A 13173-nucleotide genomic window follows, 5' to 3' on the forward strand; every position below is an offset into this window, starting at 1 on the left:
GGGGTTACTGCATGGCCTTCTGGAAGACCTCGACCGCGTTGGCCTGGTCGGCGATGATGGTGTCGAGATCCATCTCCATCAGGGCGGTGTCGGCGAGTGCCGGGGTGCCGGCCGGGGTGCCGACGTCCTCGCGGACCGGCAGGTAGTTCTGCTCGACGGCGAGCTCCTGGCCCTCCTTCGAGAGCAGGAAGTTGATGTAGCGCTCGGCGGCCTCCTGGTTCTCGGAGTCGGCGAAGACGCCGGCCGGCTCGGTGATGTAGGGGACGCCGTCGGTCGGGTAGATGACCTCGATCGGTGAGCCCTCGGCGGCCAGGTCACGGACCAGGTAGTCGACGACGACGCCGAGCGGGTGCCCGCCGCCGGCGATCTCCTGGGAGGTCGGGCCGTTGGAGGCGGCGATCATCGGGTTGTTCTCGCCGAGCGCGATGATCCACTCCTCCCCCAGGTCCTCGTTGTTCTTCCAGGCCGAGGCGTTGAAGGCCGCGGCGCCGGAGACCGCCGGGTCCGGCATGACGATCTGGTCGCGGTACTTCGGGTCGGTCAGGTCGGCCCAGGAGGCCGGCAGCTGGTCCTGCTCCATCACGTCGGTGTTGTAGGCGATGACGGTCGGGATGATGCGGGTGCCGACGTAGTAGCCCTCCTCGTCCACGGCCTCGTCGATGATGCCGTCGGTGTTGACGTCCTGCAGCTCCGCCAGGTCGCCGCTCTCGGCGTAGCCCTCGAAGGTCGGGGCGTCGGCCGCCCACAGGACGTCGGCCCCGATCGTGCCGGTCTCCTTCTCCGTGGCGATGCGGGCGTTGAGGTCGCCGGTGCCGGCGCGGTAGACCTCGACCTCGATGTCCGGGTTGGCCTCCATGAAGGCCCTGTTGATCTCGTCGACCTTGGCTTCGGGCTCCGAGGTGTAGACGGTGAGGGTGACGGTCTCGCCCTCGGCCGCGGAGCCGCTTGTCGACGCCGCGTTGTCCTCCGCCGGTTCGGCGCACGCGGCGAGCAGGAACGCGGACGCGCCCAGGGCGAGGACGGACGGGAGTGAACGGTGGGTGAAACGGGACATGGGAGGCCTCCGGGAAAGAAAAAGTCACGAACGGGCAACCGTCGTCGACGGCTGTTCGGCCCCTGACAGTATCCTCAAAGTTGCAAGTATTCTCGGCAATGACCGTGACGCTTCGCCATTTCCCCTGTTCGGGGGCCTACACGCCGCCGGGAATTGCCCGAGAGTTAACCGGCCCGTCACCTTGAGTGCCCGCGCCTGGGACACAGTCGCTCAGCCCTTCCGGTACTCCATCCACACGATGACCTCCATCGCGCGCAGCACGCTGATGCTGCGGGGCAGGCCGGCGCGCCCCATCACTTCACCGAGCCGGGACTCTGACCCCTGATTGGCCTCGGCGCCGTCCTCGAGCCAGGACGCCCGTGCCGGAGGTGAGGCACCCACAGGCTCCCGGCGAAAAGCGGGTGTGATCGACCCTCTGAGCCCCACAGTTGTGCCCGGCCAGGAGCGGGAGCACGGCATCTGGCGTCCCCACCCCTCGGGTCCGAAGCGTTAAGCTCAGCTGCACTGCCCGACGAAGGAGGAGTCCATGAACATTCCCCATCCACCGCAGCTGACGTGGCTGGACGATCTCCGGGCAAGTGATTCGCCGGTGGGGCTGGACGATCTTCTCGACACCACGACGGTGGCCACGGTGCGCAAAGTCCTGCCTGAGACGGTGATCACCTGGGCTCTGGCCACCGCGGCCCAGGTCGCTGACGAGGTGGAGGAGCTACGTCGCTCTGGTTCCATCGTGGTCAGGCCGGAGACCCGGAACATCGAGCGCCTGGCGTGTGCGGCCGGGGTGTTGACCACCGTGGCAAGTCTGCGCTCGGGAAAGCCGGTCACGCAAGCGCCGGATGAGATGCGCCGTCAGGTCAGGGCAGCGTTCCATCGGGGGGCGGATCTGTCCTCGATCATCAGGTTCGTGTGGTCCCACCATGCCCGGTTTCAGGAGAAACTGCTCCTGGCCCAGCGCGAGCTCGCCCCCGCCACAGGCAGTGGCGCTCAGCTGCAGGATCTGCACACCAGGATGCACCAGATCCTCGAGGCCTATATTTCGGCCATCGACGCGGAATTCCACCATGAGCAGGACCGCTGGCAGGGTGGGGCGCCCGCCCAGCGGCGGGCCCTAATAGAGGAAATGCTGGCCGGTCAGGAGCACCCCGACGACCCGGAGAGCCGGCTGGGGATCCGCCTGACGGAGCCCTACGTTTTCGTGTGGCTCCGTACCGCGGACGGAGTGATGGAGGAGCGACAGCGGGAGCAGGTGCGTCTGCTCCGCAAGCAGGTGGGTGATCAAACCGGGGCCAGCGGCGGATTCAGTCAGGATTTGGCGGATGACGTCCTCCTGTGGTGCCTGACGTATTCCCGGGACCTGTCGGCGGGGGGAGAGAACCCGCTGAGGAATATCCGCTTTCCCGCGGGCCTCCGAATTGCCGTCGGACCCGTGACAAGGGGGGTGGATAGGCTGTCCCAAGCCCTGGCGGGGGCGGAGCAGACCCACCGGATCTCCCGGCACCCCGCCCGCCCAGCGGTGGGAGGGGGTGCCTCGGACGTGCTCTTCCACGAAGACGTTCGACTGCTGTCAGTGCTGAACCACTCAGAGGACGAGCTGGCGGATTTCGTGGGCCGTGTCCTCGGGGCTCTGGCTGATGACACCGCGAAGAATGCCGATCTTCGGCGCACCCTCCTGCTATACCTGCTGCACGGCCGCAGCCGCAAGGAAGCCGCCAAGCGCCTGCACATCTCCCCCAACACGGTTGCCTACCGGGTGGAGCAGGCCCGGGACCTCCTTGGGGACGACTGTCACGAGACGTCCCTGGAGATGTTGCTGGCGCTGCAGGTTCTCGACATCCTTCCCGGGCTCACCTCCACGGAGGTCCGCTAAGCGGTATCTCCCCCACCCTCTTACGACACTGACAGCAGCCTCCGAGCTGCCCGATTGTGCTCGCACGCCAAAAACCAGAGTGATCTCTGGCCCTGCAGATGCTGGTCTATAAGCTCCGTCACAGTCACACTGTTCTCCAACACCTACACGAGAGGAGAACAGGCGACATGACGCTAAAGACAGACAAGCATCTAGCGACCTTAACTGAGGAGCTGCGGGAGGCCGCTCGACGGTTTCAGGACATCGTCGGCATCGACGCCGTGTTGATCGCCCCGGAAGACGTCAAGGAGTTCTGCGACCCTTACGCCGGGGAAGAAGAACAGCGCTTCCGCCCCTCCTTCGTGGTTCAACCGGACTCGGTGGATCAGGTCCAGCAAATCGTGTCCACGGCGGCTGAACTGGGCATTCACCTGTGGACGAGTTCCACCGGGCGCAACTACGGTTACGGCGGTTCCGCCCCGGTGGTCAGCGGGTCGGTCGTACTCAACTTTCGCCGGATGAACAAGGTCCTGGAGATCAACGAGGAAGCCGGGTACGCCCTCATCGAACCCGGGGTCCGGTTCTTTGACCTCTACGAGGCGATCAAGGCCGGCGGCCACAAGCTGTGGATCTCCGTACCGGACCTGGGCTGGGGCTCGGTTACCGGCAACGCCCTTGACCACGGTTACGGCTACACCGTGCTGGGCGACAACGCCTCGGCGGTCTGCGGCATGGAGGTCGTGCTGGCCGACGGGCAGGTCGTACGCACCGGGTTCGGCGCTATCCCGGGAAGTCCGATGTGGCAGCGGCACAGGCGCGGTTTCGGCCCGGCGCTGGACTCATTGTTCATGCAGTCGAATATGGGCATTGTGACCAAACTGGGGATCTGGCTGATGCCCGAGCCGGAATCCTTCACCACCGGTTCGGTCATCTGCGCCGACGAGGCCCGCATCCCGGATCTCATCGACGCGCTGCGCCCCCTGGTCATGGACGGCACCATCCAGGGCCACCCACTGATCACCAGCGCCCCCGAACCGCCGGAGGGCCAGCGCCCGCATCCGATGGACGACACCTCCACCGGCTCGGCGCTGTACAAGCTGGCGGCCACCCTGCCCCCGGGCCGGATCAACGCACGGATCGCCTTCTACGGCGCTCCCTCGGTCAATGACGCCAAGGAGCAGATACTCCGGGAGGCCGTGCAGGATATTCCGGGAGTCACCGTGGACCTGCGGACCTATCCCGGTACCGCCGGTGCCGAGGACATCCATCCCCTGGATCTCGTACCGGCCGGGGTCCCCAACATGTTCCTGCTGGACATGATGCACAAGCACTTCGGCCAGAACATCGGGCATGTCGATTTCTCCCCGGTCCTGCCCTTTGACGGGCAGGCCGCCGCGGAGCATGAGGCCTTCGTCCAGTCAGTTCTGCGCGAGGAGGACCTGGTGGCCGCCTTCGGCTGGATCGTCAATCCCCGCTCCCTGGTGGGGGTGTGCATGATCTTCTTCGACACCAACGATGAGCGGCAGGCCGCCGCCGCGCGCCGGGTGGCGGGCCGGATGCTCGAGTTCGCCTCCGAACGGGGATGGGGAGAATACCGGGCCCACCCCGATCTCATCGACCGAGTCGTGGAGGACTACCGCTTCAACGACCACGCCCTCCACCGGCTCTATGACCGCATCAAGGTCGCCCTCGACCCTGAGGGAGTGCTCTCTCCGGGCAACCACGGCATCTGGGGTGGCGGGCACCGTCCTCAGCCCGCATTACCTGCCGTCTAGCAACCGCCGCCGGTAACCCCCGTTCACTACCCAGCCATATCCGACCATTGAAGGAGAAACCCCATGTGGGCAACCGACAATAAGTTCCTCAACGGCCCGTTCACCCCGTGGCACGAGGAAACCGAGGCCTTTGACCTGGAGATCATCGGCCAGATTCCCGACGACCTGGACGGTGCGCTGTTTCGCACCGGTTCCAACCCCAGGTTCAAACCCCGAAACACCGACCGCTACCACTGGTTCGAGGGCGACGGCATGGTCTACGCCGTCTACCTGCGTGACGGCAAGGCCGCCTACCGCAACAAGTACGTGATGACCGACGCGCTGAAAATCGAGATGGACGCCGGCGAGGCCATCTACTCCGGATTCGTCAACGGAGGCACCGCCCCGGCACTGCCCGAAGGCGCCCCGCCGATGAAAAACGTGCCCAACACCAACGTCGGGGTTCTGGCCGACCGCCTGCTGGTCTTCTTCGAGGGCGGGCTGCCGCACCAGATGAACCCGGAGACGCTGAGCACCCACGGCACCTACGATTTCAACGGGGAGGTGCCCTACACCTGCACGGCGCACTACAAACTCGACCCGGACACCGGCAACATGCTCTTCTACGCCTACCAGGGCAACCACGTCACGTGGTACGAGGCAGACTCCCACGGCAAGATCGTCGACACCTTCGCCTTCGACACCAGGGCACCGTCGATGTTCCACGACTTCGCCGTCAGCAAGAACTACGCCATCTTCTTCGTCACCCCCTCTCTGTTCCTCGGGCCCAACATCCCGCAGGGCAAGCCCGGTGTGGTCTGGGATCCCTCGGCCACCGACGGTGGGGTGGAGATCGTCGCGATGCACCGCACCACGCACAAGGTGACCACCTTCCGCATGGAGGAGGCCTTCTTCGCCACCCACTTCTTCAACGCCTACGAAAAGGGCTCGAAGATCATCGTCGAGGCCCCGCGCATGGCCAACCACTTCGGCACCCCCGTCGAGCGCCTGGGCACCCCGCTACATTCCCACGAGTGGTTCGACGACGCGATCCCGTGGCGCTGGGAGCTCGACACCTCCACCGGTGCCGTCACCAACCAGCCGATCAGCCACATCGCCGGGGAATTCCCGCAGATCAACCCGAAAAAGACCGGCCTGGAGCATTCCTTCGGCTACTTCGTCACCACCCGCGGTGTGGCCGCCGACACCATGAGCGACGGCCTGGCCAAAGCCGATCTCAAGCGTGAGACCGTCACCGTCATCGAGGGGCTCAACGACCTGACCAACCCGTCTGAGCCGATCTTCGTACCGCGAGAGGGCTCCGAGGACGAGGAGGCCGGTTACCTGCTGTCGATCTGGTGGAACCGGGCCACGAAGCTCTCGGAGTTGTGCATCTACTCCACCGAGGACTTCACCCGAACTCCGCTGGCGCGCATCAAGCTTCCCGGCCGGGTGCCCTTCGGCTTCCACGGCAGCTGGTCGGGCCGGGACCGGATCGAAGAATCCCTCCAGGTCCTCGCCGCCGAAAGCAAGAACTAATCCCCATCACCCAGAAAGGCACCACCATGACCACCACCACTGCCCCCGCCACCTTCGCCGGTACCGAGACCACCACCCATCTGATCGCCGGCACCTGGCGGGCGGGTTCCTCCGAGCGGGTGACCGCCGACATCAATCCCTGGGACGGCTCGGTGCTGACCGAAATCCGCCAGGCCTCCACCACTGACGTCGACGACGCCTACGAAGCCGCCCGCAAGGCCCAGCCCGCCTGGGCCGCGCTCACGCCGGCTGAGCGCCAGGCGATCATGTACCGGGCGGCCGAGCTCATGGAACAGCGCCGCGACGAGATCGTCGACTGGCTGATCGCCGAGTCCGGCTCCACCCGCAGCAAGGCCAACCTCGAGGTCACCCTCGCTGTGGCCATCACCCGGGAATCCGCCTCCTTCCCCGCCCGTACGCACGGACGGACCACGCAGTCGAACACCCCCGGCAAGGAAAACCGCGTCTACCGCGTGGCCAAAGGCGTCATCGGGGTGATCAGCCCGTGGAACTTCCCGTACCACCTGTCCATCCGGTCGGTCGCCCCAGCCCTGGCCCTGGGCAATGCGGTGGTCATCAAGCCCGCCAGCGACACTATGGTCACCGGCGGCATCATCCCCGCCCGCATCTTCGAGGAAGCCGGCGTTCCGGCCGGGGTGATCAGCACCGTGGCCGGCGCGGGCTCCGAGATCGGCGACCACTTCGTGACCCACCCGGTCCCGGCCCTCATCTCCTTCACCGGCTCCACGCCGGTCGGTCGCCGGGTGGGAGAACTGGCCATCAACGGTGGACCCATGAAGCAGGTCGCCCTCGAGCTCGGCGGCAACGCCCCGCTCGTCGTCCTCGACGATGCGGATCTGGATGCCGCCGTCCAGGCCGCGGCGGTGGGCAGTTTCCTCCACCAGGGGCAGATCTGCATGGCCGTCAACCGCATCATCGTCGACCAGTCCCTCTACGAGGAGTTCCTGGAGAAGTTCGAGGCGGCCGTGAAGAACCTGCCGGTCGGCGACCCCTCCGCGGAGGAGACCTTCATCGGTCCGGTCATCAACGACAGCCAGCTCGACGGGCTGAAGAAGAAGATCGAGACGGCGAACCGGGAGGGCGCCCGCACCGTCCTGGCCGGCCCGGTCGAGGGCAGGCTGGTTCACCCGCACATCTTCGCAGACGTCACCCCGGACATGGAGATCGCCAGGGAGGAGATCTTCGGCCCGCTGGTCGGGGTCCTTAAGGCACAGGACGAGGAGCATGCGGCGGAGCTGGCCAATGACACGGAGTTCGGTCTCAGCGCCGCAGTGTTCACCACCGACCTGGACCGGGGCGCCCAGTTCGGCTTGCGCATCGAGGCGGGAATGGTGCAGGTCAACGATCTGACCGTCAATGATGAACCGCACGTCATGTTCGGCGGGGCCAAGAACTCCGGGCTGGGACGCTTCAACGGCGACTGGGCCATCGAGGAATTCACCACCGACCGGTGGATCGGCGTCAAGCGCGGTTAACCGGGAAATCGGGCGCCGCCCGGCGCCGCCCCGCTCCCGCACCGGGCAGCGGGGCGGCTAACGGTGCTCCATCCACACGATGACCTCCATCGCGCGCAGCACGCTGATGCTGCGGGGCAGGCCGGCGCGCGCCATCACCTCGCGCAGGTTGTTCAGCACCATCTTCCCGTAGTCCGTGCGGAACGCGTAGTACAGCGGCCACATGAAGGTCTTGTTCTCCTCGGCCTGGAACCCGCGCTTGATGTCCTTGTCGAAGGCCGGCACCAGTCGCGGGCGCTTGCGCGCCATGATCGTGGCACTGGTCAGGAAGGCCACGTCGCTGTACCAGCGCAGCGTGTACTCCAGCTCGCGGACCGCGTCCACCACGTCCTGGGTGATGTTCCAGACGTCAACGTCGTTCGGGATCTTCGCCAGCAGCGAGTTGAAGTCGTCCGGGCGCCGGTCGAGGATGTCGATGAGCACATTGGCCGGCATCGCCAGGCCCAGGTAGCGCACCGGCCCCAGGTCGTCGGCGGTGAAGGTGTCCGGATGCGGATCCGAGGCCCCCGGCTCCCGGTCGTCCCAGCGGTCGTAGTAGGCGCCGACGAAGCCGAATACCGACATGTCCGAGCCCTTTTTGAGCGGCGACTCCAGGGCGGAGCGCGACTTGCGCCACCCCAGGTCCGGCCGCGGGTGCAGCCGCAACCCGTAGTAGTCCTCCAGATGCTGCCGGGCCCGGTCGGAGTTGGCCGGGTCGAGAATGGAGGGGAACGTCACGGTCTCGACTGTCATACACCCATTATTGCCCACCTGCATGGCGGAAACAGGCATTTGCCCCGTCCGGGACTCCCCCAGCCGGGCCTGCCCCGCCCCCGACGCCCACCTCCGCGTGCCGACGCCGTCGGCCCCACCTCTCACCCGCGGGTCCCGCCGGATAGGGTGTGGAGGCCGAATTTCTCACCAAGGAGACCCCCTTGCCCCAGAACCTTGCCCTCCCCCGCCTACTGGCCCTATTCTTCGCCACTCTCATGCTGCTCGGGATCACCACCGTCCCGGCGGGCGCGCAGCCGAACTCGCGGGCCCGGGTGGATCAGGGCGAGGAGCTGGTCTTCGTGCTGGGCGGCCAGGCCTATGCCTGCCAGGCGACGTGGATCGATCACGCCGCCGCCCGGATCTGGACCGCGGGCGGCTGCGGCCCGGACGGGGCGAGCATGCGGGCCCAGGTCAACGGCGACTGGGTCGAGCTGGGCACGGTCACCTCGCTCTACCCCGGTGACGGGCTGCGCGATTTCCTCGGCTATATCCAGCTGCGCCCCGGCCAGGCCAGCCTGCTGGGAAGCAACGCCCTCGAGCCGGCGGCCACCGGCGTCGTCGCCCCCGGCTCCGAAGCCTGCGTGGCGGCCGCCTCCGGCAGGCAGCACTGCGTGAGAGTCACCGGCTCCGACGCGGAGCTGCTCACCCTGGGCAGCCTCGGTTCCGTCGCCGACCCCATCTACCCCGGCGCGCCGGTCACCGTCGACGGCCGGCTGGTCGCCTCGCTGGACTGGCTGGCGCCCCTGGCGACGGCGACGGTGCTGCGGCCGGTGGGGCGGGCGTCGACAAGCGAGCCGAGCCTGCAGTTGATGAACCTGCAGTGGGACGCGAGCCTGAGCTACCCGGCCGGTTACGGGGACCCGGTCAACCAGGGCGACACCCTCGGGGTGACCACCCCGGCCGGTGAGGATCTGATCTGCACGCTGGGCTACGTCGACAAGCTGAGCGGGCGGCTGTACACGGCCGGGCACTGCGGCGGCGACGGGGCGCACCTGTACACCGTCGACGGCAACGGCGTCTCCGAGCACTACCTGGGCACGCTGACCACGGACTTCGACATGAGCGCCCCCTACGTCGACGCGAGCTTCGACGAGGACTACGGCTACGTCGAGGTGCCCGCGGATCGCGTCGGACTGCTCGGCGAGAACTCCCACTCCGGCGATGCGATGATCCTGCCGAGCCTGCTGGCCGTGGGCCAGATCCTCTACGCCCTGGGCCAGACCACCGGCGCGGTCATGATCACCGAGGTCATGGGCACCCTCAACAACATCATCATGTCCGTCGACGGGCAGATGCCGCGGCCGGGCGATTCCGGCGGCCCGGTGTGGACGGTCATCGACGATCAGCGCTACTTCGTCGGCGTCATCTCCGGCAGCAACGAGGACACCGGCGTCAACGTCTCCTGGCTCGAGACCGCCGAGTACGTCGACCCCGCCATCAACTACACCGACGAACTCATCGACGAATGGCTCGCCCAGGAACTGGCCGCCGCCGATGCCGCCAGCCCCACCCCCGTCCAGGTCACCGTCGGCGGCCTCGTCGGGGTGGCCGACAACCCCTCAAGCTGGCGACTTGAGGCCACCTGCACCGTCACCGCCATCGACCTGGAGAACAACCGCGTCCACGTCAACCCCGGCTGTCCCGGCGGGCGCATGGTCACCACCGAGGACGGCGTCTGGGCGCTGCAGGAACTGGGCCCGCTTGTCGACGCCTCGGAGCCCTACATCCAGGTCCGCCCCGACAAGGCGCACCTGCTGGCCGGCGGCGCGGCGGCGCCCGAACCGGTCCCGGCCGAGGAGCCGACGGACGACGTCCGCGCCGCGTCCTCCTCGCTGGGCAGCTCCCGCTAGCGGCGCCAGGCGCCCACGAGTTCGCCGGCGGCCACCGCCGCCACCGGCGTCAGCAGCACCCCGCGCTGTGAGCGGTGGGCCCAGGTGTGCCGCACCACCTCCCCCAGGCTCAGGGCCGCGCCCGCCCCGGCGAGCAGACCCAGCCAGCGCGGTCGCCCGGGGGCCTGCGCCAGCGGGCGGACCGCCTGCAGGGCCACGGCCAGCGCGCCCAGCGAGGCGTAGGCCGGCAGGTCATTGTTCCTGTCCTTCTCCACCAGATCCCCTATCACCAGCGAGGTCTGCCAGGCCAGGTCGAAGCTCAGCCCCGCCCGCGCCGCCAGCCGCAGCCGGCCGGGGCGGGCCCCGCTGCGCCGCTCCAGGGCCGTCTCCGTCAGCGCGCCCGCGGCGACCAGACCGGCCACCGTGCCGAAGAGACGGACCCAGCGGCGGGTGTCGATATCGGCGGTGGCGGCGCGGACGGCCTCCTCAAAACTGAGCAGGCCGCCCTCCGGCACGCCGACGAGCGCCTCCAGGTCGCGTTCCTTGACCACCGTGTCGTGCAGCAGCGAACCCAGCAGCGGTTCCAGCAGGCCGGGGCCGATCGGGGTGATCAGCGCCATCCAGTGCGTGGCCAGATGCGGGGTGGCCACCGGGGCGATGACGATCGGGTGCGGCGGCAGGCCGACGGCGCGGGAGTAGCGCTGCATCATCTCGGCGTAGGACAGGGTGTCGGGTCCGCCGACGTCGAAGGTGCGGTTGAGCCCGGGATCCAGGTCGGCGGCGGCGACGAGGAAGTGCACCGCGTCCCTCGCCGCGATCGGGGTGATGCTGTTGCCGATCCAGATCGGGCCGATGGCGCCGGGGAGGCGTTCGGAGAGGTGGCGCAGCAGGGTGAAGGAGGAGGAGCCGTCGCCCAGCACCACCCCGGCCTGGAGTGCGGCGGTGGGCACCCCGGAGTTCAGGAGGATCTCGCCGACCTCCACGCGCGAGCGCAGGTGGTCGGACAGTTCCTCGCCCGCCGGGTGGAGCCCACCGAGGTAGACGATGCGGTCAACGTCAGCGGCCGCGGCCTCCTCGGCGAAGGTCTGCGCCATCTCGCGCTCGGCGGCCACGAAATCACCGCCCGACATCGAGTGCAGCAGGTACCAGGCGACGTCGACGTCGGCCAGCGCGCGGGCGACGTCCTCCCGCTCGGAGGCGTCGCCCTCGACGACTTCCAGCTGCCCGGCACCCGCCGTTTCCCCCTCCGGGACGATGGCGTCGGCGTAGGCCATAGCTTCGGCCTTGGCCCGGCTGCGCGAGAGGGCGCGGACGGCCCAGCCGTCCTCGAGAAGCGCGGCGGCGACCTGGCTGCCGACGTAGCCGGTTGCTCCGGTGACCAGCGCGCGGCGCGGTTGTCCGGTGGTGGGGCTGGTCATGGTGGGTAACCTTCCTGCGACGGCGACGAAGTCGCCCCCAGCCTAAACAAGAACGCGGCGCGCCGACGGGTATAACGGGGGACATGACCTCGCCCGCCACCGACGCGCCCTACCCGCGTCCGGCAGACACGCCCCGGCCGGCCGTCTTCATCCTCGGGCCGGCGGCCACCACCGCGGCCGGGCTGCTGGCCGCGACCCTGGCCGAACCCGCCTCCCCCGCCTTCTACACCGGCACGGTGATCTCCGCGCTGGCGCTGGTGGCCGCCTGGGTACTCGGCGGCGACCACCGGGTGATCGACACCGCCCGCTGGCCCGCCCACGCGCTGCGGGGGTCGTGGCCGGGGTCGTGCTGGCCGCGCTGTTCATCGCCGGGGCGCTCGCCGTCGGGCGCATCGAGGCGCTGGCCGCCCCGGTCCAGGAGCTGCTGCTCAACGCCTCGGGCTCGGCGATCGGGCTGACGCTGGTGGTCACCCTGGTCAACGGGGTGGCCGAGGAACTCTTCTTCCGCAACACCGTGCCGCGGCACCTCCCCGGGTTGAACTACCCACTGAGGATCGCCGTCGCGGTCGGTCTGTACGTGGCGGTCACCGCCGCGATGCTGGTGCCGCTGCTGGCGGTGGCCGCCGTGGCGGTGGGGCTTGTCGCCCACCTCGAGGTGCGCGCCACCGGGGCGTTGATCTCGGCGATCGTCATGCACGCCACCTGGGCGATGGGCATGCTCCTCGTACTGCCGGTCGTGCTCGCCGCCTAAACCCCGCTTGCCGACGTCCGGTCAGACCCTGCGGTGCTCCATCCAGGTGATGACCTCCATCGCGCGCAGCACACTGATGCTGTTGGGCAGGCCGGCGCGCTTCTTCACCGCCCGATGTTGTCGAGGACCATCTGCCCGTAGTCGGTGCGGAAGGCGTAGTACAGCGGCCACATGAAGGTCTTGTTCTCCTCCGCCTTGAACGCGCGCTTGACGTCCTTGTCGAAGGCCGGCACCAGCCGCGGCCGCTTGCGCGCCATGATCGTGGCGCTGGTCAGAAACGCCACGTCGCTGTACCAGCGCAGCGTGTACTCCAGCTCGCGGACCGAGTCCACCACCTCCTGGGTGATGTTCCAGACGTCGACGTTGCGCGGGATCCTGGCCAGCAGCGTGTTGAAGTCGTCCGGGCGCCGGTCCAGGATGTCGATGAGCACGTTCGCCGGCATCGCCAGGCCCAGGTAGCGCACCGGCCCAGATCGTCGGCGGTGAAGGTGTCCGGATGCGGATCCGACTCCCCCGGCTCCTGATCGTCCCAGCGGTCGTAGTACGCGCCGACGAAGCCGAACACGGACATGTCCGAGCCCTTCTTGTGCGGCGACTCCAGCGCCGAGCGGGACTTGCGCCACCCGAGATCCGGGCGCGGGTGCAGCCGCAACCCGTAGTAGTCCTCCAGATGCTGCCGGGCCCGGTCGGCATT

Annotated in this window: 11 protein-coding genes; 6 read left to right on the forward strand and 5 right to left on the reverse strand. The window is 68.2% G+C overall.

The window, feature by feature from the left end:
- Positions 1–4: 4 nt before the first annotated feature.
- Both CGUA_RS09390 and CGUA_RS09395 read right to left on the reverse strand, forming a co-directional pair.
- Positions 5–1054: an ABC transporter substrate-binding protein gene (locus tag CGUA_RS09390; RefSeq protein ID WP_290195034.1), complete on the reverse strand. Its 1050-nt coding sequence runs from the start codon at positions 1052–1054 to the stop codon at positions 5–7.
- A 210-nt stretch (positions 1055–1264) separates the two neighbouring features.
- Entirely contained in the window at positions 1265–1435 is a 171-nt protein-coding gene (locus CGUA_RS09395; RefSeq protein ID WP_290195036.1) for a hypothetical protein, read from the reverse strand.
- 145 nt (positions 1436–1580) lie between these two features.
- Between CGUA_RS09395 and CGUA_RS09400 the strand changes: the two genes are divergently transcribed.
- The 4 genes from CGUA_RS09400 to vdh all read left to right on the forward strand — a co-directional run bounded on the left by CGUA_RS09400 (position 1581) and on the right by vdh (position 7689).
- Complete coding sequence (locus tag CGUA_RS09400) at positions 1581–2921, forward strand: PucR family transcriptional regulator (RefSeq protein ID WP_290195038.1); 1341 nt, start codon at positions 1581–1583, stop codon at positions 2919–2921.
- 167 nt (positions 2922–3088) lie between these two features.
- Positions 3089–4675, forward strand: a complete 1587-nt coding sequence (locus tag CGUA_RS09405) for an FAD-binding oxidoreductase (RefSeq protein WP_290195040.1) — start codon at positions 3089–3091, stop codon at positions 4673–4675.
- Between the two features lie 63 nt (positions 4676–4738).
- The gene (locus tag CGUA_RS09410; protein WP_290195042.1) at positions 4739–6193 is read left to right on the forward strand and encodes a carotenoid oxygenase family protein; all 1455 of its coding nucleotides are present in this window, start codon (positions 4739–4741) and stop codon (positions 6191–6193) included.
- A 26-nt stretch (positions 6194–6219) separates the two neighbouring features.
- Positions 6220–7689 (forward strand): vanillin dehydrogenase, encoded by a 1470-nt coding sequence (gene vdh / locus CGUA_RS09415; protein ID WP_290195044.1) that lies wholly within the window; start codon positions 6220–6222, stop codon positions 7687–7689.
- Positions 7690–7746: 57 nt separating this feature from the next.
- Here vdh and CGUA_RS09420 read toward each other — a convergent pair whose 3' ends face one another.
- Positions 7747–8460, reverse strand: a complete 714-nt coding sequence (locus CGUA_RS09420; protein WP_290195046.1) for a DUF6308 family protein — start codon at positions 8458–8460, stop codon at positions 7747–7749.
- A gap of 182 nt (positions 8461–8642) precedes the next feature.
- Here CGUA_RS09420 and CGUA_RS09425 point away from each other — a divergent pair, with 182 nt between their 5' ends.
- Positions 8643–10331 (forward strand): chymotrypsin family serine protease, encoded by a 1689-nt coding sequence (locus tag CGUA_RS09425; RefSeq protein ID WP_290195048.1) that lies wholly within the window; start codon positions 8643–8645, stop codon positions 10329–10331.
- Here the strand turns inward: CGUA_RS09425 and CGUA_RS09430 are convergent.
- Positions 10328–11728: an NAD(P)H-binding protein gene (locus CGUA_RS09430; RefSeq protein WP_290195050.1), complete on the reverse strand. Its 1401-nt coding sequence runs from the start codon at positions 11726–11728 to the stop codon at positions 10328–10330. The two genes, CGUA_RS09425 and CGUA_RS09430, sit on opposite strands and share 4 nt — an antisense overlap.
- A gap of 334 nt (positions 11729–12062) precedes the next feature.
- On the opposite strand from CGUA_RS09430, the gene CGUA_RS09435 reads away from it, so the two are divergent.
- Positions 12063–12479 carry a CPBP family glutamic-type intramembrane protease gene (locus CGUA_RS09435; protein WP_290195052.1) on the forward strand — a complete coding sequence of 139 codons (417 nt, stop codon included), beginning with the start codon at positions 12063–12065 and terminating at the stop codon, positions 12477–12479.
- Between the two features lie 104 nt (positions 12480–12583).
- Here CGUA_RS09435 and CGUA_RS09440 read toward each other — a convergent pair whose 3' ends face one another.
- Complete coding sequence (locus tag CGUA_RS09440; RefSeq protein ID WP_290195055.1) at positions 12584–12943, reverse strand: DUF6308 family protein; 360 nt, start codon at positions 12941–12943, stop codon at positions 12584–12586.
- Between the last annotated feature and the right edge of the window lie 230 nt (positions 12944–13173).

It is taken from the genome of Corynebacterium guangdongense, from assembly GCF_030408915.1.
Lineage (GTDB): Bacteria > Actinomycetota > Actinomycetes > Mycobacteriales > Mycobacteriaceae > Corynebacterium > Corynebacterium guangdongense.

Bases quoted from the DNA above. Each gene is read 5' to 3' on its own strand.
- CGUA_RS09390 (WP_290195034.1), bottom strand. From the start codon at position 1,054: ATGTCCCGTTTCACCCACCGTTCACTCCCGTCCGTCCTCGCCCTGGGC.
- CGUA_RS09400 (WP_290195038.1), top strand. From the start codon at position 1,581: ATGAACATTCCCCATCCACCGCAGCTGACGTGGCTGGACGATCTCCGG.
- CGUA_RS09405 (WP_290195040.1), top strand. From the start codon at position 3,089: ATGACGCTAAAGACAGACAAGCATCTAGCGACCTTAACTGAGGAGCTG.
- CGUA_RS09410 (WP_290195042.1), top strand. From the start codon at position 4,739: ATGTGGGCAACCGACAATAAGTTCCTCAACGGCCCGTTCACCCCGTGG.
- vdh (WP_290195044.1), top strand. From the start codon at position 6,220: ATGACCACCACCACTGCCCCCGCCACCTTCGCCGGTACCGAGACCACC.
- CGUA_RS09420 (WP_290195046.1), bottom strand. From the start codon at position 8,460: ATGACAGTCGAGACCGTGACGTTCCCCTCCATTCTCGACCCGGCCAAC.
- CGUA_RS09430 (WP_290195050.1), bottom strand. From the start codon at position 11,728: ATGACCAGCCCCACCACCGGACAACCGCGCCGCGCGCTGGTCACCGGA.